15 protein-coding genes are annotated in these 20,817 nt (G+C 66.3%); 3 read left to right on the top strand and 12 right to left on the bottom strand.

What is annotated here, in order from left to right; translation table 11 throughout:
* Positions 1–45: 45 nt before the first annotated feature.
* Positions 46–621, bottom strand: coding sequence for a YceI family protein (locus N7607_RS08280; protein ID WP_279865534.1), 576 nt, complete (start codon positions 619–621; stop codon positions 46–48).
* Between the two features lie 18 nt (positions 622–639).
* On the bottom strand, positions 640–1,194 hold the full coding sequence (locus N7607_RS08275) for a cytochrome b (protein WP_279865535.1): 555 nt from the start codon (positions 1,192–1,194) through the stop codon (positions 640–642).
* Between the two features lie 242 nt (positions 1,195–1,436).
* Between N7607_RS08275 and N7607_RS08270 the strand changes: the two genes are divergently transcribed.
* The 3 genes from N7607_RS08270 (at position 1,437) to N7607_RS08260 (ending at position 5,415) form a co-directional block, all read left to right on the top strand.
* Positions 1,437–2,843, top strand: a complete 1,407-nt coding sequence (locus N7607_RS08270) for an adenosylmethionine--8-amino-7-oxononanoate transaminase (protein WP_279865536.1) — start codon at positions 1,437–1,439, stop codon at positions 2,841–2,843.
* A gap of 134 nt (positions 2,844–2,977) precedes the next feature.
* Positions 2,978–3,697, top strand: coding sequence for a 16S rRNA (uracil(1498)-N(3))-methyltransferase (locus N7607_RS08265; RefSeq protein ID WP_279865537.1), 720 nt, complete (start codon positions 2,978–2,980; stop codon positions 3,695–3,697).
* 224 nt (positions 3,698–3,921) lie between these two features.
* The gene (locus N7607_RS08260) at positions 3,922–5,415 is read left to right on the top strand and encodes an alanine/glycine:cation symporter family protein (RefSeq protein WP_279865538.1); all 1,494 of its coding nucleotides are present in this window, start codon (positions 3,922–3,924) and stop codon (positions 5,413–5,415) included.
* Positions 5,416–5,473: 58 nt separating this feature from the next.
* Here N7607_RS08260 and N7607_RS08255 read toward each other — a convergent pair whose 3' ends face one another.
* The 10 genes from N7607_RS08255 to pilG form a co-directional block, all read right to left on the bottom strand.
* On the bottom strand, positions 5,474–6,082 hold the full coding sequence (locus N7607_RS08255) for a LysE family translocator (RefSeq protein WP_279865539.1): 609 nt from the start codon (positions 6,080–6,082) through the stop codon (positions 5,474–5,476).
* Positions 6,083–6,160: 78 nt separating this feature from the next.
* The gene (locus tag N7607_RS08250) at positions 6,161–6,952 is read right to left on the bottom strand and encodes an AraC family transcriptional regulator (protein WP_279865540.1); all 792 of its coding nucleotides are present in this window, start codon (positions 6,950–6,952) and stop codon (positions 6,161–6,163) included.
* 1 nt (position 6,953) lies between these two features.
* Positions 6,954–7,427 carry a chemotaxis protein CheW gene (locus tag N7607_RS08245; RefSeq protein ID WP_279865542.1) on the bottom strand — a complete coding sequence of 158 codons (474 nt, stop codon included), beginning with the start codon at positions 7,425–7,427 and terminating at the stop codon, positions 6,954–6,956.
* A gap of 29 nt (positions 7,428–7,456) precedes the next feature.
* Complete coding sequence (locus N7607_RS08240) at positions 7,457–8,476, bottom strand: chemotaxis protein CheB (protein WP_279865544.1); 1,020 nt, start codon at positions 8,474–8,476, stop codon at positions 7,457–7,459.
* Complete coding sequence (locus N7607_RS08235; protein ID WP_279865545.1) at positions 8,469–16,283, bottom strand: Hpt domain-containing protein; 7,815 nt, start codon at positions 16,281–16,283, stop codon at positions 8,469–8,471. The genes N7607_RS08240 and N7607_RS08235 overlap by 8 nt, the downstream gene beginning before the upstream one ends.
* 24 nt (positions 16,284–16,307) lie before the next feature.
* A complete protein-coding gene (locus N7607_RS08230) occupies positions 16,308–17,171 on the bottom strand; it encodes a CheR family methyltransferase (RefSeq protein ID WP_279865705.1) in 864 nt (287 codons plus the stop codon).
* A 68-nt stretch (positions 17,172–17,239) separates the two neighbouring features.
* Positions 17,240–19,282, bottom strand: a complete 2,043-nt coding sequence (locus N7607_RS08225; RefSeq protein WP_279865547.1) for a methyl-accepting chemotaxis protein — start codon at positions 19,280–19,282, stop codon at positions 17,240–17,242.
* Positions 19,283–19,366: 84 nt separating this feature from the next.
* Complete coding sequence (locus tag N7607_RS08220; protein ID WP_279865549.1) at positions 19,367–19,903, bottom strand: chemotaxis protein CheW; 537 nt, start codon at positions 19,901–19,903, stop codon at positions 19,367–19,369.
* 47 nt (positions 19,904–19,950) lie between these two features.
* Complete coding sequence (gene pilH, locus N7607_RS08215; protein WP_043216118.1) at positions 19,951–20,316, bottom strand: twitching motility response regulator PilH; 366 nt, start codon at positions 20,314–20,316, stop codon at positions 19,951–19,953.
* Positions 20,317–20,361: 45 nt separating this feature from the next.
* Entirely contained in the window at positions 20,362–20,769 is a 408-nt protein-coding gene (gene pilG / locus N7607_RS08210) for a twitching motility response regulator PilG (RefSeq protein WP_021698994.1), read from the bottom strand.
* Positions 20,770–20,817 lie beyond the last annotated feature (48 nt).

The raw sequence follows: 20,817 nt of genomic DNA, 5'->3' as shown, positions 1-20,817 counted from the left end.
AAGGGCCGGCTTTTTTGTGCCACTAGAACGTGGCCAGGGTGCGGATTACTGGCGCACGCCTTCCACCGAAATAATCAGCTCCACTTCCTGGGAAGCCGGGCCGAGGTCCTTCTGGATGTCGAAGTCCTTCAGCTTCAGCTTGGTGCTGCCCTCGAAGCCGGCGCGGTAGCCGCCCCACGGGTCGCTGCCTTCGCCGAGGAACTTGGCGGCGATCACCACCGGCTTGGTCACGCCGTTCAGGGTCAGGTTGCCGGTGATGTCGGCAGTGCCCTCGCCGGTGCTCTTGACCGAGGTGGACTCGAAGGTCGCGGTCGGGTTCTTGTCGACGTTGAGGAAGTCGCCGCTGCGCAGGTGCTTATCACGCTCGGCGTGGTTGGAGTCGACGCTGGCGGTGTTGATCTTGACGCTGACCTTGCTGGCTTCCGGCGCCTTGGCGTCGAAGCTGAAGCTGCCGTCGAAGTCGTTGAAGGTGCCGTACAGCCAGCTGTAGCCCAGGTGGCTGATCTTGAAGTTGATGAAGGCGTGCTGGCCTTCCTTGTCGATGGCGTAGTCGGCGGCCATGGCCTGGCCAGCGAACAGGGCAGCGCCCAGGGTCAGGGCGGCGAGGGATTGCTTGAGCATTAACAGTCTCCTTGTGGGTTACTTGCCGGTGCGACCGAACATGCGCACCAGGGTGGCGTCACGGTCAATGAAATGGTGTTTGAGGGCCGCCAGGGCATGCAGACCGGCGAAGATCACCAGGGCCCAGGCGAGGTATTCGTGGACCACGCCGGCGATGTCGGCCTGGTCGGGAATGCTGGTCAGGGTGGCCGGTACTTCGACCAGGCCGAACACCGGGATGCCACGCCCATCGGCGGTGGAAATCAGGTAGCCGCTGAGCATCAACACGAACAGCGCCAGGTAGAGGAAGGCGTGGCCGGCCTTGGAAGCCAGGCGAGTGACGGCGCCGTGGTTGACCGGGGCCGGTGGTGGCGGGCTGAGGAAGCGCCAAACAACCCGAGCGAGCATGACCACGAACAGGGTGATGCCGACGCTCTTGTGCAGATCGGGCGCTGTGCGGTACCAGCCGCTGTAGTAGTCCAGGCCGACCATCCACAGACCGACACCGAACAGACCGAACACCGTCAGGGCCACCAGCCAGTGCAGCGCGATGCTGACCAGGCCATAGGTGGAGTTGGAGTTGCGCCACTGCATGAGAATCTTTCCGTACCGGGGATGGAAGACAGCCTAGCGGCAAACGCATCGAATAAAAGCGGAAATTTTCGCTTCGAAATATCGAGTAAACAGATAGTTGCGCACCGCCGGGTTAGTCCGCGAGCACGCCATCAAGTTCGCCGCCGCGGCTCTGGACGGCACATTCCCGAGGACCAGCGGCGAGCGGCGTATCCGCGAGGGCCTTCTGGTAGTCTCACTCGCATTCGTTTCGGAGAAGCCCCATGAGCCAGAACAACCAGTGGATGCAGCGCGACCTCGCCGTGCTTTGGCACCCCTGCACCCAGATGAAGGACCACGAACGCCTGCCGCTGATCCCGATTAAGCGCGGCGACGGCGTGTGGCTGGAGGACTTCGACGGCAAGCGCTACCTGGATGCGGTCAGCTCCTGGTGGGTCAACGTGTTCGGCCACGGCAACCCGCGGATCAGCCAGCGCATCCGCGAGCAGCTGGACAGCCTGGAACACGTGATGCTGGCCGGCTTCACCCACGCCCCGGTGGTCGAGCTGTCCGAACGCCTGGTACAGATCACACCGCCCGGCCTGGATAAGGTGTTCTACGCCGACAACGGCTCCTCGGGCATCGAGGTGGCGCTGAAGATGAGCCACCACTACTGGATCAACACTGGTGCGCCTGCGAAGAAGCGCTTCGTCACCCTCACCAACAGCTACCACGGCGAGACCGTGGCGGCCATGTCGGTGGGCGACGTGGCGCTGTTCACCGACACCTACAAGGCCCTGCTGCTCGACACCATCAAGGTGCCGAGCCCGGACTGCTACCTGCGCCCCGAGGGCATGGGCTGGGAAGAGCACTCGCGCACTATGTTCGCCGCCATGGAGCAGACCCTGGCCGAGCATCACCATGAAGTCGCCGCGGTCATCGTCGAGCCGCTGATCCAGGGCGCCGGCGGCATGCGCATGTACCACCCCATCTACCTTAAGCTGCTGCGCGAGGCCTGCGACCGTTTCGGCGTGCACCTGATCCACGACGAGATCGCCGTCGGCTTCGGCCGTACCGGCAGCATGTTCGCCTGCGAGCAGGCCGGCATCACCCCGGACTTCCTGGTGCTGTCCAAGGCCCTCACCGGCGGCTACCTGCCAATGGCCGCCGTGCTCACCACCGACCAGGTGTACGAGGCGTTCTACGACGACTACGCCACCCTGCGCGCCTTCCTGCACTCGCACACCTACACCGGCAACCCGCTGGCCTGCGCCGCCGCCCTGGCGACCCTGGATATCTTCCGCGACGACAACGTGATCGAGCGCAACAAGGCGCTGGCTGCGCGCATGGCCAGCGCCACAGAGCACCTCAAGGATCACGCGCATGTGGCCGAGGTCCGTCAGACCGGCATGGCCCTCGCCATCGAGATGGTGCAGGACAAGGCGAGCAAGACCGCCTACCCCTGGCAGCAACGCCGCGGCCTGCAGGTCTACCAGCACGCCCTGGAACGCGGCGCCCTGCTGCGCCCGCTGGGCAGCGTGGTGTACTTCCTGCCGCCCTACGTGATCACCCCGGAGCAGATCGACTTCCTCGCCGAAGTGGCCAGCGAAGGCATCGATATCGCCACCCGCGAGTCGGTCAGCGTCAGCGTCGTCAGCGACCTCCACCCCAACCATCGCGACCCGGGCTGAACCTCGACAGCAGGGTGGAGGACGCGCAGCATCCACCGTGGCGCCGGATCGGTGGACGGATATCGCGCTGTCCACCCTACCCCCGTCCAGACCTCGCCGTTAAAATTCGCGCCTCGTCCCCAGGTTCCTGCCCCATGCGCCTATCCCGCTTCTTTATCGACGCTCCGCTCTCCCTCGGCCAGCACGAGCTGCCCGAGGCCCAGGCGCACTACATCGGCCGCGTGCTGCGGCATGCGGTGGGCGATGCCGTGCAGCTGTTCGACGGCAGCGGGCAGGAGTACCTTGGCGAGCTGATCGAGGTGGGCAAGAAGACGGTGCGGGTCGAGCTGCGCGAGCAGTTCGCCGGCCAGCCCGAGTCGCGCCTGCGCGTGCACCTGGGCCAGGGCCTGTCACGCGGCGAACGCATGGACTGGGCGATCCAGAAGGCCACCGAACTGGGCGCCAACGAGATCACCCCGATCGTCTCCGAGCGCTGCGAAGTGCGCCTGAAGGACGAGCGCGCCGACAAGCGCCTGGCCCACTGGCGCCAGGTGGCGATCAGCGCCTGCGAACAGTGCGGCCGCTCGGAGCTGCCGGTGATCCACTCGCCGATGCTGCTGGCCGACTGGCTCAAGCACAGCGACGCCGAGCTGAAACTGGTGCTGCATCCGGTGGCCGAGCCGCTGACCAGCCACGCCAGCCCCGCGACCCTGGCCTTCCTGATCGGCCCGGAAGGCGGCCTCAGCGATGCCGAGGTGGAACAGGCCAAGGGCGCCGGCTTCAACGCCGCCCGCCTGGGCCCGCGCGTGCTGCGTACCGAGACCGCACCAGTGGTAGCGCTGGCCGTGGCCCAGCAGCTGTGGGGCGATTTCTAGAGCGATTGTCGTCTGGGCGTAACAAGATGTGACTTCAAGGGATGGCGCGGCCGTCCGCCTCTGGCATGCTCTGCGCGCCAATGACGAAGCGACGGTCTACCACCGCGCTTCGCCCTTGCCGGGGCCGGCTCGTATCGCACCGGCCCCACTCCAACAATAATTCGCCCGGGCTCCGTACTCCCCACAAAGGGGTCGCTGCAAGCCCGAGGCACAAGGAGCACTATATGAACGAACTGGTTTCGACCCTCAACGGATATGTCTGGAGCCCGGCACTGATCTACCTGTGCCTCGGCGTGGGTCTGTACTTCTCGCTACGTGGCCGCTTCCTGCAGGTCCGCCACTTCAAGGAAATGATCCGCCTGATGTTCAACGGGCGCACCGACGAACACGGCATCACCTCGTTCCAGGCCCTGACCATGACCCTCGCCGGTCGCGTCGGTACCGGCAACATCGCCGGCGTCGCCACCGCCATCACCTTCGGCGGCCCGGGTGCGGTGTTCTGGATGTGGATGGTGGCCTTCCTCGGCGCCAGCTCGGCCTTCGTCGAGTCCACCCTCGGCCAGGTCTACAAGGAGAAACTGGACGGCCAATACCGCGGCGGCCCGGCCTTCTACATCGAGAAGGGTCTGGGCATCAAATGGTTCGCCTGGGTCTTCGCCATCGTCACCATCTTCGCCTGCGGCCTGCTGCTGCCGGGTGTACAGGCCAACTCCATCGCCTCCAGCGTGCAGACCGCCCTCGGCGTGCATCCGAACACCACCGCCGCCGTGCTGGCGATCATGCTCGGCCTGATCATCTTCGGCGGGGTCAAGCGCATCGCGCGCTTCGCCGAGTTCGTCGTGCCCTTCATGGCGCTGGGCTACATCCTGGTGGCGTGCGTCATCGTGATGCTGAACATCGAAAAGCTGCCGGAAGTGGTCACGCTGATCTTCAAGAGCGCTTTCGGCCTGGATGCCGGCTTCGGTGCCATCCTCGGCCTGGCCATCATGTGGGGCGTCAAGCGCGGCGTGTACTCCAACGAGGCCGGCCAGGGTACCGGTCCGCATGCCTCCTCCGCCGCCGCCGTCAGCCATCCGGTGAAGCAGGGCCTGGTGCAGGGCTTCTCGGTGTATGTCGACACCCTGTTCGTGTGCTCCGCCACCGCTTTCATGCTGCTGATCACCGGCCAGTACAACGTCCAGGCGCCCGATGGTAGCGCCCTGTTCACCGGCATCGCCGGTGTCGCCGCCGGCCCTGGCTATGTGCAGACGGCGATGGAGAACATCATGCCCGGCTTCGGCAACATCTTCGTCGCCGTGGCGCTGTTCTTCTTCGCCTTCACCACCATCGTGGCCTACTACTACATCGCCGAAACCAACATCGCCTACATCAACCGCAAGGTGCACCGCCCGGTGCTGACCCTGCTGCTGAAGGCCGGCATCATCGCCGCCACCGTCTACGGCACGGTGAAGACCGCCGACCTGGCCTGGGGCCTGGGTGACCTCGGCGTGGGCCTGATGGCCTGGCTCAACATCGCCGCCATCCTGCTGATGCACAAGACCGCATTCAAGTGCCTGAAGGACTACGAGGCGCAGCAGAAGGAAGGCAAGGAGCCGGTGTTCCACCCGGAGAAACTGGGCATCAAGAACGCCGACTACTGGGGCGCGCAGACCTCCGAGGACAACCTCGCCGCCGAGCACGCCGCCGAACCGCAGGGTCGCGCGGAAACCCAGCGCTGAGTCGCCGCCTGTGAGCGAAGCCCCGGCACCGCAAGGTCCGGGGCTTTTTGCTGGGCGCTCACAACCCGCGCAGGGTCAGCCCGGCCAAGATCAGTAACAGCAGGCCGCAGCCGGCGTAGCTGATGCGATGCCATAGCGCCGAGGTGTTGCGCCGCAGCCAGTCCACCAGCGCCGCGCAGATAAAGCACCAGAGCAGCGAGGCGAGCATGAAGCCGGCGAAGAACACCGCCATCTGCGCCCGGCTCGGCGTGCCCTCGACGATACCCGCCAGCGCACTGCCCAGGGCACCCCAGAACACGATGTTCTTCGGGTTGGACAGCGACAGCAGCGCACCGGCGCCGAAGGCATTACGCCCCTGCTGGGCCCCCTCCTCCTGCACCGGCGGCCGCCAGGCATCGCGCAGGCCCTGGATGCCGAGCCAGACCAGGTATGCCGCGCAGGCGATGGTCAGCGGCACGCGCACACTATCCTGGGCCAGCAGCAGGACCAGGCTGGTTAGGCCGATCAAGGCCCACACCGCATCGCCGATCAGCGACCCCAGCTGCACCAGCAGCGCCGGACGGAAGCCACCGGTCAGGCCGCGGCGCAGGGTCTCGCTGAACACGGCGCCGGGGGACGCGCAGAAGGCCAGGCCGAACAGCATGGCGGCAAGGAAGATGATCAGCATGGAAAGTGCTCCGAGGCGGTGACGGCGCGGATTATCGGCGAAGCGCGAGCCGCCGACTTGAACCGGATTGCTGCGCGCTCAGCCCCGGACCAGCGCCTGGTAGCGGCCGGGGCTGAGGCCGTAGGCGGCACGGAAATGCCGGTTGAGATGGCTCTGGTCGGCGAAGCCCAGGGCATGCGCCACCTCGCCAGCCGGCACGCCCAGGCGCAGCAGTCCCTGGGCGCGGCGGGTGCGCAACTGCATGGCCCACTGCCGCGGGCTGAGCCCGGTACGGCGCTTGAAGGCGCGCAGCAGGTGGAACCTGGACAGGCCCACGGCGGCCGCCATCTGCTCCAGGCTCGGCGTCTGCTCCAGGCTTGCCGCCAGCAGCTCCTGCAAGCGAGCGACCGCCGCGCTGCCGACATCCCGGGTCGCCGCCAGGCGCACGCCGGCGCCACTGGCGATACGTCCGAGCAGCAGGGTCACCCACTCCTCGCCATGCTCACGCAGCAGCGGATCGTCGCTCAGACAGGTTTCTATCGCGCGGGCCAGCTCGCCGGCCAGGGCAGGCGCCTGCTGCAGCGGGCGCTCGAACTGCAGCTCGCTACGGCCAAGACTCTCGGCCAGCCGGTCCGCCGGCAGGTAAAGGCTGACATAGCGCCAGGGCTGCCCTTCGCGGGCACCGCCGCCCTGGATCTCGCCGGGGTTGTAGGTGGTGATGGCGCCGACGCCGGCATCGAAGGTACGGCCGTCCAGCCAGATGCGCTCTTCGCCCACTAAGTTGGCGCCGATGACGAATTCGTCGTGGCTGTGCTTCTCGAACTGCTGGCCCGGCACGCAGCTGCTGGCGACCTCTAGGTCGCCGAGGCGCACCAGGCGGACCGAGTTCATTTCAGATGAGACCGGCGTCCGCCAGCTTCTGCTCCAAACCGATCAGGTCCGGGATCTTCACCACGGCTTCGCCGAGCTGCACCGCATCCAGCTCCAGCGGCGCCAGAGCGGCGCCGCTGGCACGCTGCAGGTTGCCGTCGACCTTCATCGAGCGCGGGATACCCTGCACCAGCAGGGCGATGAACTTGACCTTGTCGCGACCGCCCATGGCGTTGAGCACGGCCACGCGCACACCCGGGCCGATCTGGGGCTGGCCATCGGAGGCAGCCTCGAACGACAGCAGCGGCAGCTGCAGGTCGCGCCAGGCCACCTGGCCGAGGAACCAGGACGGCAGCCCCGGCGTGACATGCGGCGGACGGTAGGGAATCAGCTCGGCCACCGCCACGTTGGGCAGCAGCAGGGTGCGGTCGGCCAGCGGCACCAGCAGGCCGGTGAGGCTGCTGATTGTGTTCTGGCTGGCGATGGCTTGGCTCATGGCGGCTCCTTAAAAGACTGCTGGCGCCGTTACTGGCACTGTTCGGCCAGGTGATTGACCAGGGCGGAGGCCAGCTCGCGCGGGTCGCCGCTTAAGCTGCTGTAGCCACCTTCGCGCAGACTGTCGGGCATGCTCGGGCTGGCGCAGCTGTCAGCCTTCTGGGTCCAGATCACGCCACCCTGGCGACGCACGTAGGCCGCGGCGGCGCTGCCGTCGCTGCCCATGCCGCTGAAGGCGATCACGCCGCAATGGGCGCCGAACTGCTGGGCCAGGTTGAGCATCATCTGGTCGATGGACGGGCTGTAGGGCTCCGGCCAGCCGCGATCGGTCACCTGCATGGCGCCGTCTTCGGCAAAGCCCAGCTCGTTGCTGATCGGCGCCACCACCACTTCGCCGCAACGCACGGCATCGCCGTTGCGCGCCGGGTTGACGTGCCACTGGCTGTGGCGGCCGACGGCCTGGGGCAGCGCCGTCTCGAAAGCGGCATCGATATGTTGGGCATAGACGAAGCCAAGCGGCAGGCCACCGGGCAGCGCGTCGAGGAACTCCTTCACCGCCGCCGGACCGCCGAGGGACGCGGCCAGCAGCCAGACCTGCTTGGCCGGCTCACCGGCCACCAGCGGCGTATCGGCCAGCGAGGCAGGCAGCTCCAGGCGACTGGGGCGCTGCGCCTCGGCCAGCAGGGCTTCCAGGCTCGGGCCTACGGCCTGGGCCGGGTCGCCGACCAGGCGCTTGAGCTTGCCGAACAGGCGGCGCTCCCAGCGCGGGTAATTTTCCGAGTGGCGTTCCGGGGCGTGGCCCTCGCCGAACAGCACCGGGGCGCTGGCCTTCTCCAGGAGATTGTCGACCAGGGGCGAGTCTTCCGACTGGGCCAGGTCCACCAGCCACAGGTCGGTCTCGCAGTCGGCCAGGGCGGCCTCGTCGAGACGCGCCGGGTCGCTGTTGAGCACCACCTGGTAGCCGCTGCCGGACAGAGCCTGCTGCAGCACGTGGCGCTGCAGCGAGGTGTCGGCGATGACCGCGATACGAGCAGCAGTTCTGTCAGCCATTGGCCTTGTCCTTGACCAGTTTCAGGATGTTTTCCAGCAGATCCGACTCCTGGTACGGCTTGCCCAGGTATTCGTTGACGCCGATGGCCATGGCCCGATCGCGGTGCTTCTCGCCGGTCCGCGAGGTGATCATGATGATCGGCAGGTCCTTAAGGCGCTCGTCGTGGCGCACCAGGGTGGCCACCTCGAAACCGTCCATGCGCGGCATCTCGATGTCCAGCAGCATGATGTCCGGCTTGTGTTCCTGCAGCTGGGCGATGGCGTCGACCCCGTCCTTGGCGGTCAGCACGTTCATGCCGTTGCGCTCCAGCAGGCGGCTGGTGACCTTGCGCACGGTGACCGAGTCGTCCACCACCATGACCAGGGTCGGCCGGGTGGTATCGGTATCGCTCGCCGTGGTGTCCTGATTGACCAGGCGCGGCATCTGCACCTGGCCCAGCAGGTGCGCGTGGCGCACACGAATGGTCGCCAGCAGGTCGAGAATCACCACCACGCGACCGTCACCGAGGATGGTCGCACCGGAGATGCCGTGCACGCCGGCGAACTGCGGACCGAGGCTCTTCACCACGATCTCGCGGGAACCGGCCAGGGCGTCCACCTGCACCGCCACCGCGTGTTCGCTGGAACGCACCAGGATCACCGGCAGCGGCAGGCTCTGGCCTACCAGCTTGGGCTGCTGGCCGTTGTTCAGCAGGTCGCCCAGGTACTTCAGCTCGTAGGCCTGACCGGCGTACTCGAAGCGCGGCGCGTCCGGACCGTAGTAGGCCTCCAGCTCGTACGGAGAAACCCGCACGATACCTTCGATGGTGTTCAGCGGGATGGCGTAGAAGTCTTCGCCGGAGACCACCATCAGCGCGCGGTTGACCGAAACGGTGAACGGCAGGCGGATCAGGAAGCGGGTGCCCTCGCCGACCGTCGACTCGATGCTCATGGAGCCGCCGAGCTGTTTGACCTCGGAGTGCACCACGTCCATGCCGACGCCGCGCCCGGAGATCTGGGTGACCTTCTCGGCGGTGGAGAAGCCGGCCTCGAGGATGAACTGCAGCACCTCGTGATCGGTGAGGTCGCTGTCGGCGTCCATCAGGCCGCGCTCGATGGCCTTGCGCTTGACCGCGTCGAGGCGGATGCCGCCACCGTCGTCGGCCAGGGTCAGGAGGATGTCGCCACCCTCGCGACCAAGGGTCAGACGGATGTTGCCGACTTCCGACTTGCCGGCGGCGCGGCGCTTGTCGCCCGGCTCGATGCCGTGGTCGACGGCGTTACGCAGCATGTGTTCCAGCGGCGCGACGATGCGCTCCAGCACGGTACGGTCCATCTCGCCTTCGGCGTTGCCGACGTGGAACTCGACCTGCTTGCCTAACTCGCCGGCCACCTGGCGGACGATGCGGCGCAGACGCGGCACCAGGCGGTCGAACGGCACCATGCGGGTGCGCATCAGGCCTTCCTGAAGCTCGGTGTTGACCCGCGCCTGCTGCAGCAGCAGGGTCTCGGCATCGCGGTTACGCGTGGCCAGGGTTTCCTTGAGGTCGAGCAAGTCGGAGGCCGACTCGAACAGCGCACGCGACAGCTGCTGCAGCTGCGAGTGACGGTCCATTTCCAGCGGGTCGAAGTCTTCGTAGCCGGCACGCTCGGCCTCGGCCTGGTAGCGGCTGAGGATCTGCGCCTGAGTTTCGATATCGAGGCGGCGCAGCTGATCGCGTACCCGTTCGATGGTCGCTTCCATCTCGCCGAGGGTGAAACCGAAGTCGCTGACCTGCTGCTCGACGCGACCGCGGAAGATCGAGGTCTCACCGGCCAGGTTGACCAGGCCTTCGAGCAGATCGGCCGGCACCTTGACCAGCTCCTGCGGCGCACGCTGGGCGGCGGCGCGGGCGGCGGCCTCGGCGGCACGCTCGACGAAGGGTAATACCTTGACCTGTTGCGACTGCTGCGGCTGGGCGCTGGCGGCGACGATCGGTGTGCTCAGCGCCACGGGCGCCGGAGTCGACTCGACCGGTTGCGGCTCGGCCACCGGAGCGGCCTGGGCCTCGGCCACCTGGCTGTCGTCCAGGCGCTTGCGCAGCTGGTCGAGTTCCTTCTGCAGGCCTTCGTAACCGGCCTGCACGTCGAGGAACAGGCTGTCCGGCCAGGGCGCGCCCTGCTGCTGGGCCTCGGTCAGGTGCTGTTCGAAGTCGTGGCTGAGGTCGCCCAGGCGCTTCTGCCCGGCCAGGCGCGCACCGCCCTTGAGGGTGTGCAGGATGCGCAGCAGCTCGTCGATGGCGCTGCCATTGCTGCGATCGCCTTCCCAGCGCCCGATGGCGGCCTCCATGGCCTCCAGCAGTTCATCCGCCTCTTCGAGGAAGATGTCGAGAATGTCGTCCGCTTCGGCGCCAACCTCTTCTTCCACCACCGCCTGCAGGTGCACGCTGGTGGGCATGCTCAGCTGCGCGTCGGGATCGGCACGGAAGCGCTTGATGGTCTCGATCAGCGCCAGTCCATCGGGAATCGCACGGTTACCGCGTACCGCTTCGAGCATCTCGGAGAGACGGTCGTGGCAGGCCTGCAGCACGCCGAACAGATCGCCATTGGCCTTCAGGCGGCCGTCGCCGACGCCCTCATAGAGGAATTCCAGCTCATGGGCCAGATCGCCGATCTCGCGAATCTCGGCCATGCGTGCACCACCCTTGAGGGTGTGCAGATCGCGCTGCAGGGCTTCCACTTCGAGGGTGTTGTCGACATCGCCCATCCAGCGCTGCAGGGCGGCCCCGGCGCTGTCCATGATGTCGAAACCTTCTTCGAGGAAGATCTCCACCAGCTCCGGATCGCGGTCGACCGCGGGAGCCGGCGCAGCAGCAATCGGCGCGGCCTCGACTACAGGCTGCGGCTCGGGCTCGGGCTCGGGCTCGGGCTCGGGCTCGGGCTCGGCAATCTCGGCCTGCGGCAGGTCCGGCGCAAGCGGCTCCAGGTCCTCGGCGCCCAGGGCCGGCAGGGATTCGTCCAGGTGCCATTCGTCCGAACTCAGTGCCGGCAGTTCTTCCGGCAGCGGTTCGGCGGGCTGCTCAGCTGCGGGCTCGATATGCAGCTCCAGCAGCTCGTCCAGCTGCGGCGCGACGAAGTCCACGTCGGCCAGCTCACCCAGATCGATCTCCGGTGACTCGCTCGGCTCTTCCGCAGCAGCGGCTTCAGCCAGGGGCTGCAGATCGGCGGACGGCAGATCATCCAGCGCCTCGGCACCGAGGGCCGGCAGCGATTCGTCCAGATGCCACTCATCCGAGCTCAGCGCGGGCAGCTCTTCCGGCAACTCTTCGGCCGGCGCCGCGACAGACTCGATGTGCAGCTCCGGCAGCTCGTCCAGCTGCGGCGCAACGAAGTCCACTTCGGCCAGCTCGCCCAGGTCGATCTCGGCCGAGGGCGCAGCGTCCTCTTCCAGCTGGATCAAGGGCAGCTCGTCGACTACCGGCTCCGCCTCGCCGACAGCGGCTTGGCTTTCTTGATTGGCCGGCGGACTCGGCGCGGCTATCGGGCCGCCCTGGCGAAAGGAGCGTATCGCGTCGATGAGTGCCGAGGAGTCCAGCAACGGCTGGCCACGCTGCAGCTGCTCGAGTACCACCGCCAGGCGGTCGTGGCTCTGCTGCAACAGGCCGGCCAGGGCCGGGGAATAGCTGAAGCGGCGATCCACCAGGCCTTCGTAGAGGGATTCGAGCTCGTGGGCGAGGTCGCCGATGGCGCGAATCTCGGCCATGCGCGCACCGCCCTTGAGGGTGTGCAGGTCGCGCTGCAGGGACGACAGGGCCAGGTTGCTGTCGGGGTCGCTCAGCCAGCGGTCGAGGGCCTGGCCGGCGCTGTCGAGGATATCGACGGCCTCTTCCAGGAAGATCTCCACCATCTCGGCGTCGAGATTTTCCGGCATGCTCGCCAGCGGAGCCACCGGCTCGAACACTGGCTGCGGCTCAGGGGCGGCGAAGCTTTCCGGCTCGGCCAGTGGTTCGGGTTCAGGCTCGGATTGCGGCGCGGGCTCCGGCTCAACGGCGGGCAGCTCGTCCAGCTCGACCACTTCCAAGCCGGCCACAGCATCGGTATGCAGCAGCGCCAGGGTGGCCGGGTCGAGCGCCTGGCCCAGCAGATTGCGCAGGGCCGCCACGCGCTCGGGCTGCGGGCTGACCTGCAGGGCGGCGGCGACCTGGTCCATCATGCCGATCAACGCCTCATGGGCGGACTCGGCTTCGGCGAAGAAGTGCTCGCTGACTGCCAGGCGGCCATCCAGAACGGCCTGGTACAGGGCCAGCAGGGCCTGGCACAGCTCGTCGATCTGCGGCAGCTCGGCCATCTCGGCGCCACGGCCGAGGGTAGTCAGCTCTTCCAGCAGGGCGGAAAGCTCCTGCTGCTCGCTGGGATGTTCGCGCCACTTGCGCAGCAGGTCCTCGGCGTCGAGCAGGATGTCCATGCCCTCGGCGAGGAAGATCGAGATCAGCTGCGGGTCACGGTAATCCTGCTCTTCCAGGCGCGCGTTCTCGGCACTTTCCAGGCGGGCGTTGTGCAGCTTCTGCACCCGTTCGAGGAACTCGGCGGCACCCGGAATCGGCGCCAGCGGCTGGCTCTCCAGCTGCTCCAGGCCGGCACGGAAGAGGTGTTCGGCGTCGCGCAGCAGCTCGGCTTCGCCCAGGTCCATGTCGATCAGGTTGGTCTTGAATTCCTTGACCAGTTTTTCCAGCGGCGTGGCGATCTCGGCGATCGGCAGGATGCCGGCCATGTGTGCGCTGCCCTTGAGGGTGTGCAGCGCGCGCTGCAGGGCATCGGTCACCGGCTGCGGCAATTCCTGGGCGCAGTCGGCGAGGAAGCCGACCAGGGTGTCCAGGTGGGTCTCGGCCTCGTTGCGGAAAATCTCCAGCAGCAGCGGGTCGAGGGCCTCGTCGTAGCTGGCAGGCAGCGCGGGAGCGACCGGTTGCGGCAGCTCCTCCTGGACGAAATCGACCTCGATCTCTTCTACCTCGGCGGCCGGCTCAGCCTCCGGCTCGCTCTGCAATTCGGCGACATTCGCCGCACTGGCGAAGCTCGGCACCTGGCCACGGGCCAGGGCATGGGCGGTGGCGGCCAGACGGTCGACGTCGTCGCGCTGGCGCTGGGCCTTGGCGGCGAACTCGTCGACCAGCGCCGGCATCAGCTCGACCACGTCGACGATGACCTGCTGCACCGGCTGATCGGGCTGGATACTGCGATCCAGCACGCGGTTGAGCATGTTCTCGATGGACCAGCCCAGCTCGCCGATGATCAGGGCGCGGACCATGCGGCCGCTGCCCTTGAGGGTGTGGAAGGCGCGCCGCACTTCGGTCAGCGCTTCCTTGTTCTCGGTATCCGCACGCCATTGCGGGAGGTATTCGTTGATGGTTTCGAGAACCTCGCCGACTTCCTCGATGAAGACCTCCAGCAGCTCCTCGTCCACCGGCTCCTCGTCGGCAGGCGGCGGCAGCAGGCTCGGCGGCACGTCCTGGGCCGGCGGGTTGATCGCCTGCACCGGAGCGGCCATAACCTCGGCCATGGTCAGCGGCTTGTCGGCCGCCGGCTGAACCGGCTCGGGCTCGACCGGGGCGCTCGGCAACTCGACCTCCGGCAGCTCCAGGTCGGCGATTTCCAGCTCGTCCCAGTTGGTCGGGGCGCTGTCGAGGTTCAGCTCTTCGGCTTCCAGCGACAGTTCGCTCAGGTTCTCGCCCAGCGCGGGCAGTTCTTCGCTGCTCGGCAGCTCGTTCACTTCCACGGCGAAGGAGCTATCGAGGCTGAGTTCTTCCAGCTCGCCAGACAGGGGCTGCAGATCGTCCAGAGTGCCCAGCTCGAGCGGGGCATCCAGGCTCAGATCGATGCTGCCGGACGCTTCCGGCGTGGCCTCGCCCAGGCTCCAGTTGTCGTCGGACACCAGCAGCTCGCCGGCCTCCTCGGCCGGCAGCTCGGCGAACTCGAGGCTCAGTTCTTCGCTCGACTCTTCCAGCGACAGCGCGGGCAGCTCTTCGAGCTCCAGCGGCTGTTCCTCCAGCAGCGGCTCCTCGAAGGCAACCTCTTCGGCGGCCAGCACTTCGATGTCCTGCAGCGGGTCGGCCAGCGGCGCCGGTGCCTCCTCGCGCGGTTCGATGCGGTCAAGGATCGAGGGCTTTTCCTTGAGCGGGTAGCCCAGGCTCTCCAGGCTTTCCTCGGCGACGTCGAGAATCAGGTCGCCCTGGCTGGCGTGGTCTTCGGCCAGGCGTTCCAGGTAGTACTCGACGCTGGTAATGGCGTCGGCCAGGGTGTCCAGGTTCTGCCAGTTGGGCACGGCCTTGCGCACCAGCAACTGCTCCTGGATGTAGCGGGTGCAAGCCTGCAGCAGCGCAGCGGCGCGGGTCAGCGGAATCATGGCCAGGCCGCCACGGACCTGAGTCAGCAGCTCGGGCACGCGGGCCAGGTGCTCGTGGTTCCACTGCGAGGCGATGAACTCGATGATCGCGTCCTTGGCCTGTTCCAGGCCGGTACGCGCTTCCTTGATCACCAACTGGTGGATCTGCGCCACGTCGGTGGTCGGCAGGTGGCTCTGTTCGTTCTGCTGATCGTCGCTGGGGCCGACCATGCCGGCCAGGGTGGCCTCGACATAGAGCAGCGCGCCGGCCACATCCATCAGCACCGCATCGCTCGGCTCGCGCTGGCCGACGGAGAGGCTGTGTACCACGTCGAGCTGATCGACGATGACCTTGCGCGGCTGGCCGAAGCCGAGCACCGCCAGGGTATCGGCGATTTGTTTAAGCGGCGCCAGCAGGCCATCCAGCTCGGCCACCTGCTTGCGGTCGCTGCGCACGAACAGGTCGAGGCTGTCCTTGACCCGCACCAGCTCCTCGCACAGCGCGGCGACCACCGAACGCATGGCGTCGCGGTCCGGGCCGGCGAGGCGGGCGCGCTCCTCGTCGACCACGCCGCTGTCGGGCAGGGCGTCGTCGAGGCGGTACTGGTCCTTCAGCGCGCGCAGGCGCGGCGACTGGGCCGAGGCCTTGGCCACGTAGAACAGCAGGTTCTTGGTCAGCTCGTCCGGGGCGGTGTGGTTGATGCCGTCGGCCCCCTGATCGACCAGGCGCTTGAGCTCCTTATCGACCTGGCGCAGCAGGGTGCGCACCGAGGCGCTATTGGTCACGCTGCCGTTGGCCAGGCCTTCGACCATGCCCGAGGCGATCTGCCACAGCGGGCCGAGCGGGGCCTCCTTGCACAGGGTTTCCAGGCGCGCGAACACGCGGGCCATGTAGCCCAGGTTGGTGGCCAGGTCCTGGTTGCGGATCACGCCGACCAGGGCCATCTGCAGCATCTGCCGCAGCTTGCGCAGCAGCACGGGCAGCTCGGCGGTACGCAGTTTTTCCAGGGAGTCGAGCGATAGCGCCGGCAGACGGCCGGACAGGTCCGGGGAGAACAGGCTGGTTTCCGACAGCAGGTTCTCGCCACGGGCGGCACGCAGGTCGTTGAGCAGCGGCAGTACGACCATCGGCAGGTCGCGACGCGCGCTCTGGATGCGATCCAGGTAGGCCGGCAGCTGCAGGATGGCCTGCATCAGCACTTCCAGGGCTTCGTTCTGGTTACCAACGCGCCCATCCAGCAGGGCCTGGGTCAGCTGTTCCATTTCCTCGGCGAGCAGAGCCGCGCCGTAGAACTCGACCATCTGCAGGGTGCCGTGAACCTGGTGCACATAGGTCTGGCAGAAACGCATGCGCGTGGCGTCCTGCGGGTTCTCGACGAACGCCTCCAGGGCCTGACGCGCCTGCTTCAGGGTTTCCGCGATCTCGCCTTTGACCCACTCCAGGGCGACATAGTCGTGCCGATCACCCATACCGACTCCACTCATATTCTTGTCTTAGCCCTTGCGGGTGAACGCCAGAACGCGCTCGTCGGCCACCGGTACCAGGTCCGGATGCTGCCAACCGACCACTTCCCCCACTCCCACCACCAGCATGCCCCCCGGCGCCAGGCGTTCGGCCAAGCGGTTGAGGATTTCGCGGCGGCGCCAGCGGCGGAAATAGATCAGCAGGTTCTGACAAAAGATTACGTCCATGCCGGACTGCGGCGCCTTGGCCAGTTCCAGCACATTCAACCGGGCGACACAGATACGCGCCGCCAGGTCCGGCACCACTTTGTAGCGACCATCGTCCTGGGCGAGGAAGTAGCGCTCGCACAGGTCGCTGTCCATCTGTTCCAGCTTGCGCGCGCCGTATGTCGCGTCGCGCGCCTTGTTCAACACATTCAGGCTGATATCGGTGCCGGTCACGCCGAACTGCCGATCACTGCCCACATCGCGCAACACCTCGGCGGCCGCGATGGCCATCGAGTAGGGCTCCTCGCCACTGGAGCAGCCAACGCTCCACAGGGCCAGGGGTTGCTGCTGTTCATCCGTGGCCAGGCGGCCACGCAGGTAGCTTTCCAGAACGTCGAAGGACGGGCGGTGGCGGAAGAAGCGGGTCTCCTGCACGGTCAGACGGTCCAGCAGAGTCGACCATTCCACCGCGCCACGCGGGCCATCGGTGACCTGACGGAAGTAGCTGGCGTAGTCGCCGACGCCCAGTTCACGCATGCGCGCGGTCAGGTTGGTCTGCAGGAATGCCCGGCGTTGTTCGTTGATCACCACGCCGGTGCGCTCTTCGAGCAGCGCCTGCCAGTCGCGGAACTCCGCCTGTGACATGTCGGCCAGGGGTTTCAAGGCCCAGACGCCGCTTGGCTGCATGCCGTGCCCCTCGCTCATGGCCGAATGCCCCGGGCGGCAGCCCTCTCAGGCTGCCGCACCTCCCTTGATCAGGCCTGGCCGTCCGGCAGGGTGAAGCCGGATACCGAACGACGCATCTCACTGGCCATCTTGGCCAGGTTACCAATGCTCTTGGCGGTAGCGGTGGTACCTGCGGAGGTCTGCGAGGTGATCTCCTGAATCACGTTCATGGTGTTGGAGATGTGGCCAGCGGACGAAGCCTGCTGACGGGCGGCGTTGGAGATGTTCTGGATCAAGGCCGCGAGGGTCTTGGATACCTTCTCGATCTCTTCCAGGGCCACACCGGCGTCCTGCGCCAGGCGGGCACCGCGTACCACTTCGGACGTGGTCTGCTCCATGGAGATAACCGCTTCGTTGGTGTCGGTCTGAATCGTCTTAACCAGCGCCTCGATCTGCTTAGTTGCCGCGGAGGAACGTTCTGCGAGGCGTTGTACCTCGTCCGCTACCACGGCGAAGCCGCGGCCCGCGTCACCGGCCATGGACGCCTGGATCGCGGCGTTCAGTGCGAGGATGTTGGTCTGGTCGGCAATGTCGTTAATCAGGCTAACGATGTCACCGATCTCCTGGGACGATTCACCGAGGCGCTTGATCCGCTTCGAGGTGTCCTGGATCTGCTCACGGATGTTATCCATGCCGGTGATGGTGTTGTGCACCACCTCGTTACCCTTGTTGGCGATGGCTACGGAACGTTCCGCTACCGCGGAGGATTCCGCGGCGTTCGCCGATACCTGGTCAATCGACACGGCCATTTCGTTGATCGCCGCGGAGGCCCCGGCGATTTCCTGGGCCTGGTGCTCGGAAGCTTCGGCCAGGTGCATCGCGGTAGCCTGGGTTTCCTGGGCGGCGGCGGCCACCTGTACGGCGGTCGAGTTGATCGTCGCTACCAGGTCGCGCAGCTGGTCGATGGAGTAGTTGATGGAGTCCGCGATCGCACCGGTGAAGTCCTCGGTTACGGTCGCCGCCACGGTCAGGTCACCGTCCGCGAGGTCGGCGATTTCGTCGAGCAGTCGCAGAATCGCCGACTGGTTACGTTCGTTCTTCTCGGCGGTGGACGCCAGTCGACGGTTGGTTTCGCGCACCATCACCAGGCCGATCAGGATGATCGAGGCCAGGGCCAGGGCACCCAGCACGTAACCTGCGATGGTGTTGAAGTAACGACCGTCGGCCAGGTTCTCGAATTCGGTGGCCAGGCCGGAAGTCTTGTCCAGCAGGGTCTGCGAGCCGGTGAAGATGGTGTTGGCGGATTCACGGACCTGGAACAGTTCCGGGGAGGTCTCGAGGATCTCGTCCACCGAGCCGGATACGAACTGGAACAGCTCGGAAATCTCGGCCAGACGCTCCAGGGCGTCGGGATCGGTAACGGCGGAGATCTCCATGGCGGCGTTGCCTTCGATCATCGCCTTGAGCACGCGACCGAACAGGCTGGCGTCGCGGCCGAACATGTCGGCGGCCTGGACCGAGTCGTCGTCACCGGCCAGCACCTTGTTCACCGAGCCGAGGATACGTTCGGCGAGCAGCGACTGACGCTGGGCAACCGAGACCTGGGCAGCCGGAGCGCCGCTTTGCAGCAGAATGTCGACCACCTCTTCGTACTCGACCTGCAGCTGCGGGATGGTTTCGGCCAGGGTGGCGGCTACCTGGTGCAGCGACAGTACGGTCTGTTCGCTCTGCAGGATGGCGTCCGCGTTCTGCCGCAGCACGTCCCAGTCCTTCTGCACTTCGTCCATCTGCGCCTTGACCGACTCCGGCGCCGCCGGCAGGCCGCTGGCCTCGTTACCGGAGGTCAGGAAGCCCCAGCGCTCTTCGAAGTCACGACGCGCTTCCTTCAGCAGCGGGAAGGCTTCCGCCTTGCCGGTCGCCGCTTCCGTGGCGTTCTTCGCAATACGCTGGGACAGCACGCGCAGCTCGCCCGCGTGGCTGATGTATTCCTTGTCGTAGTTGGACTGGGTGTTGAGGTAGGCGAAGTTGGCGAACAGCAACACGATGGAAATGATCAGGACTACGAACAGTCCGGCGATCAGCGTGTTACTGCGCACACCTGCCAAGAGATTGCCTGCATTGAGTTTCTTCATTATTTGGCCCCCGCCTGGACCGACCGCACTTCAGTTCCCATGTAACGCCAAAGGGCCGGCAACTGCCGACCCAACCGAAAATCTTTATATCGCCACGTCGAGAAAGCCCTGGTGCTGCGCCAGCGCATGCGGGCTGAACACCAGCCAGGGTCGCTCGCGCTGGAAGACCCCGTGGATGAACGGCGAAATGGCCGCTTCCAGGGGGGGCAACTGCTCGGAGAAGGTATCCACCGGGAAGTGCTGCATGCCGAACACCTCGTCGACCGTCAGGCCGGCGAACACTTCGTTGTGGTCCACCACCAGCACCCGCCGCTGCTTGCGCAGGGGCGACAGCTCGCTGCCGAAGAAACCGCACAGGTCCATCACCGGCAACAGCCGGCCACGCACGTTGGCCACGCCCTTGACCCAGCCCTTCACGCCCGGCAGCAAGGTGTGCCGCGGCTCGTGCAGGACCTCACCGACCTCGCCCATGGGCGCGACGAAATAACGCTCGCCCATGCGGAAGCCGATGCCGCTCCAGGTCTGTACCGTCTGCTGTTGCGACGGCAGACCAGCCGCCAGCGCACGACAGCGCTGGTCGAGGTCAACGAGAAGCTGGAAGGGGGATTGCGCGTCCGACATGCCGGCCTTGGCCTTTTCTTCTTATGTGGCTACGGACTGGCGCGGCGTCAGCCGGCCAGTACCGCGTTGAGGGTCTTCATCAGCGTGTCTTCGTCGACCGGCTTGGTCAGGTAGTCACGCGCGCCCTGGCGCTTGCCCCAGACCTTATCGGTTTCCTGATCCTTGGTGGTGACGATGATCACCGGGATGTGGCTGGTTTCGGCGTCCTTGGTCAGCTGACGGGTCGCCTGGAAGCCATTGAGGCCGGGCATGACGATATCCATCAGCACGGCATCGGGCTTTTCCTGGCGCGCCAGGGCCACGCCGTCGGCACCATTCTCCGCCTTGAGTACCTGATGACCATGCTTCTCGAGCATGGCGGTCAGTTTGTACATCTCGGTCGGCGAGTCATCAACAATCAGAATACGAGCCATGAAGTTCCCCATACGGAATAGGCATCGCCGGCTTGTGGCCAGCTATCAGGAGGCTTGCTCCACCGGGACGAATTCGGGCACATGCGCCTTGATGGCGCCGAGCAGCTCTTCCTTGCTGAAGGGCTTGGTCAGGTACTGGTCGGAACCGACGATGCGCCCCTTGGCCTTATCGAACAGGCCGTCCTTGGAGGACAGCATGATCACCGGGGTGGATTTGAAAGCACTGTTGTTTTTGATCAGGGCGCAGGTCTGATAACCGTCGAGGCGCGGCATCATGATATCGACGAAGATGATGCTCGGATGCGTATCGGCGATCTTGGCCAACGCATCGAAACCGTCCACCGCAGTGATGACCTCACAACCCACCTTCTTCAGCAGAGTCTCGGCGGTGCGACGAATCGTTTTCGAATCGTCGATCACCATGACCTTCAAACCCTCGGAATGCTGTTCCATGTCTGCCCTACCATCGCCTCGGTGAGTCATTTGTTTTATCTATACAGC

Origin of the sequence: Pseudomonas sp. GD04019 (assembly GCF_029837695.1) — a bacterium.
Classification (GTDB): Bacteria; Pseudomonadota; Gammaproteobacteria; order Pseudomonadales; family Pseudomonadaceae; genus Aquipseudomonas.
Note: the sequence above shows the minus strand (reverse complement) of the source record. Positions and strands in the feature narration are given on the sequence as shown.

Coding starts and splice junctions, on each gene's coding strand:
- N7607_RS08270 (WP_279865536.1), top strand. CDS start 1,437: ATGAGCCAGAACAACCAGTGGATGCAGCGCGACCTCGCCGTGCTTTGG.
- N7607_RS08265 (WP_279865537.1), top strand. CDS start 2,978: ATGCGCCTATCCCGCTTCTTTATCGACGCTCCGCTCTCCCTCGGCCAG.
- N7607_RS08230 (WP_279865705.1), bottom strand. CDS start 17,171: ATGCAGCCAAGCGGCGTCTGGGCCTTGAAACCCCTGGCCGACATGTCA.
- N7607_RS08260 (WP_279865538.1), top strand. CDS start 3,922: ATGAACGAACTGGTTTCGACCCTCAACGGATATGTCTGGAGCCCGGCA.
- N7607_RS08275 (WP_279865535.1), bottom strand. CDS start 1,194: ATGCAGTGGCGCAACTCCAACTCCACCTATGGCCTGGTCAGCATCGCG.
- N7607_RS08250 (WP_279865540.1), bottom strand. CDS start 6,952: ATGAACTCGGTCCGCCTGGTGCGCCTCGGCGACCTAGAGGTCGCCAGC.
- N7607_RS08220 (WP_279865549.1), bottom strand. CDS start 19,903: ATGTCGGACGCGCAATCCCCCTTCCAGCTTCTCGTTGACCTCGACCAG.
- pilH (WP_043216118.1), bottom strand. CDS start 20,316: ATGGCTCGTATTCTGATTGTTGATGACTCGCCGACCGAGATGTACAAA.
- N7607_RS08240 (WP_279865544.1), bottom strand. CDS start 8,476: ATGGCTGACAGAACTGCTGCTCGTATCGCGGTCATCGCCGACACCTCG.
- N7607_RS08245 (WP_279865542.1), bottom strand. CDS start 7,427: ATGAGCCAAGCCATCGCCAGCCAGAACACAATCAGCAGCCTCACCGGC.
- N7607_RS08280 (WP_279865534.1), bottom strand. CDS start 621: ATGCTCAAGCAATCCCTCGCCGCCCTGACCCTGGGCGCTGCCCTGTTC.
- N7607_RS08235 (WP_279865545.1), bottom strand. CDS start 16,283: ATGGGTGATCGGCACGACTATGTCGCCCTGGAGTGGGTCAAAGGCGAG.
- N7607_RS08225 (WP_279865547.1), bottom strand. CDS start 19,282: ATGAAGAAACTCAATGCAGGCAATCTCTTGGCAGGTGTGCGCAGTAAC.
- pilG (WP_021698994.1), bottom strand. CDS start 20,769: ATGGAACAGCATTCCGAGGGTTTGAAGGTCATGGTGATCGACGATTCG.
- N7607_RS08255 (WP_279865539.1), bottom strand. CDS start 6,082: ATGCTGATCATCTTCCTTGCCGCCATGCTGTTCGGCCTGGCCTTCTGC.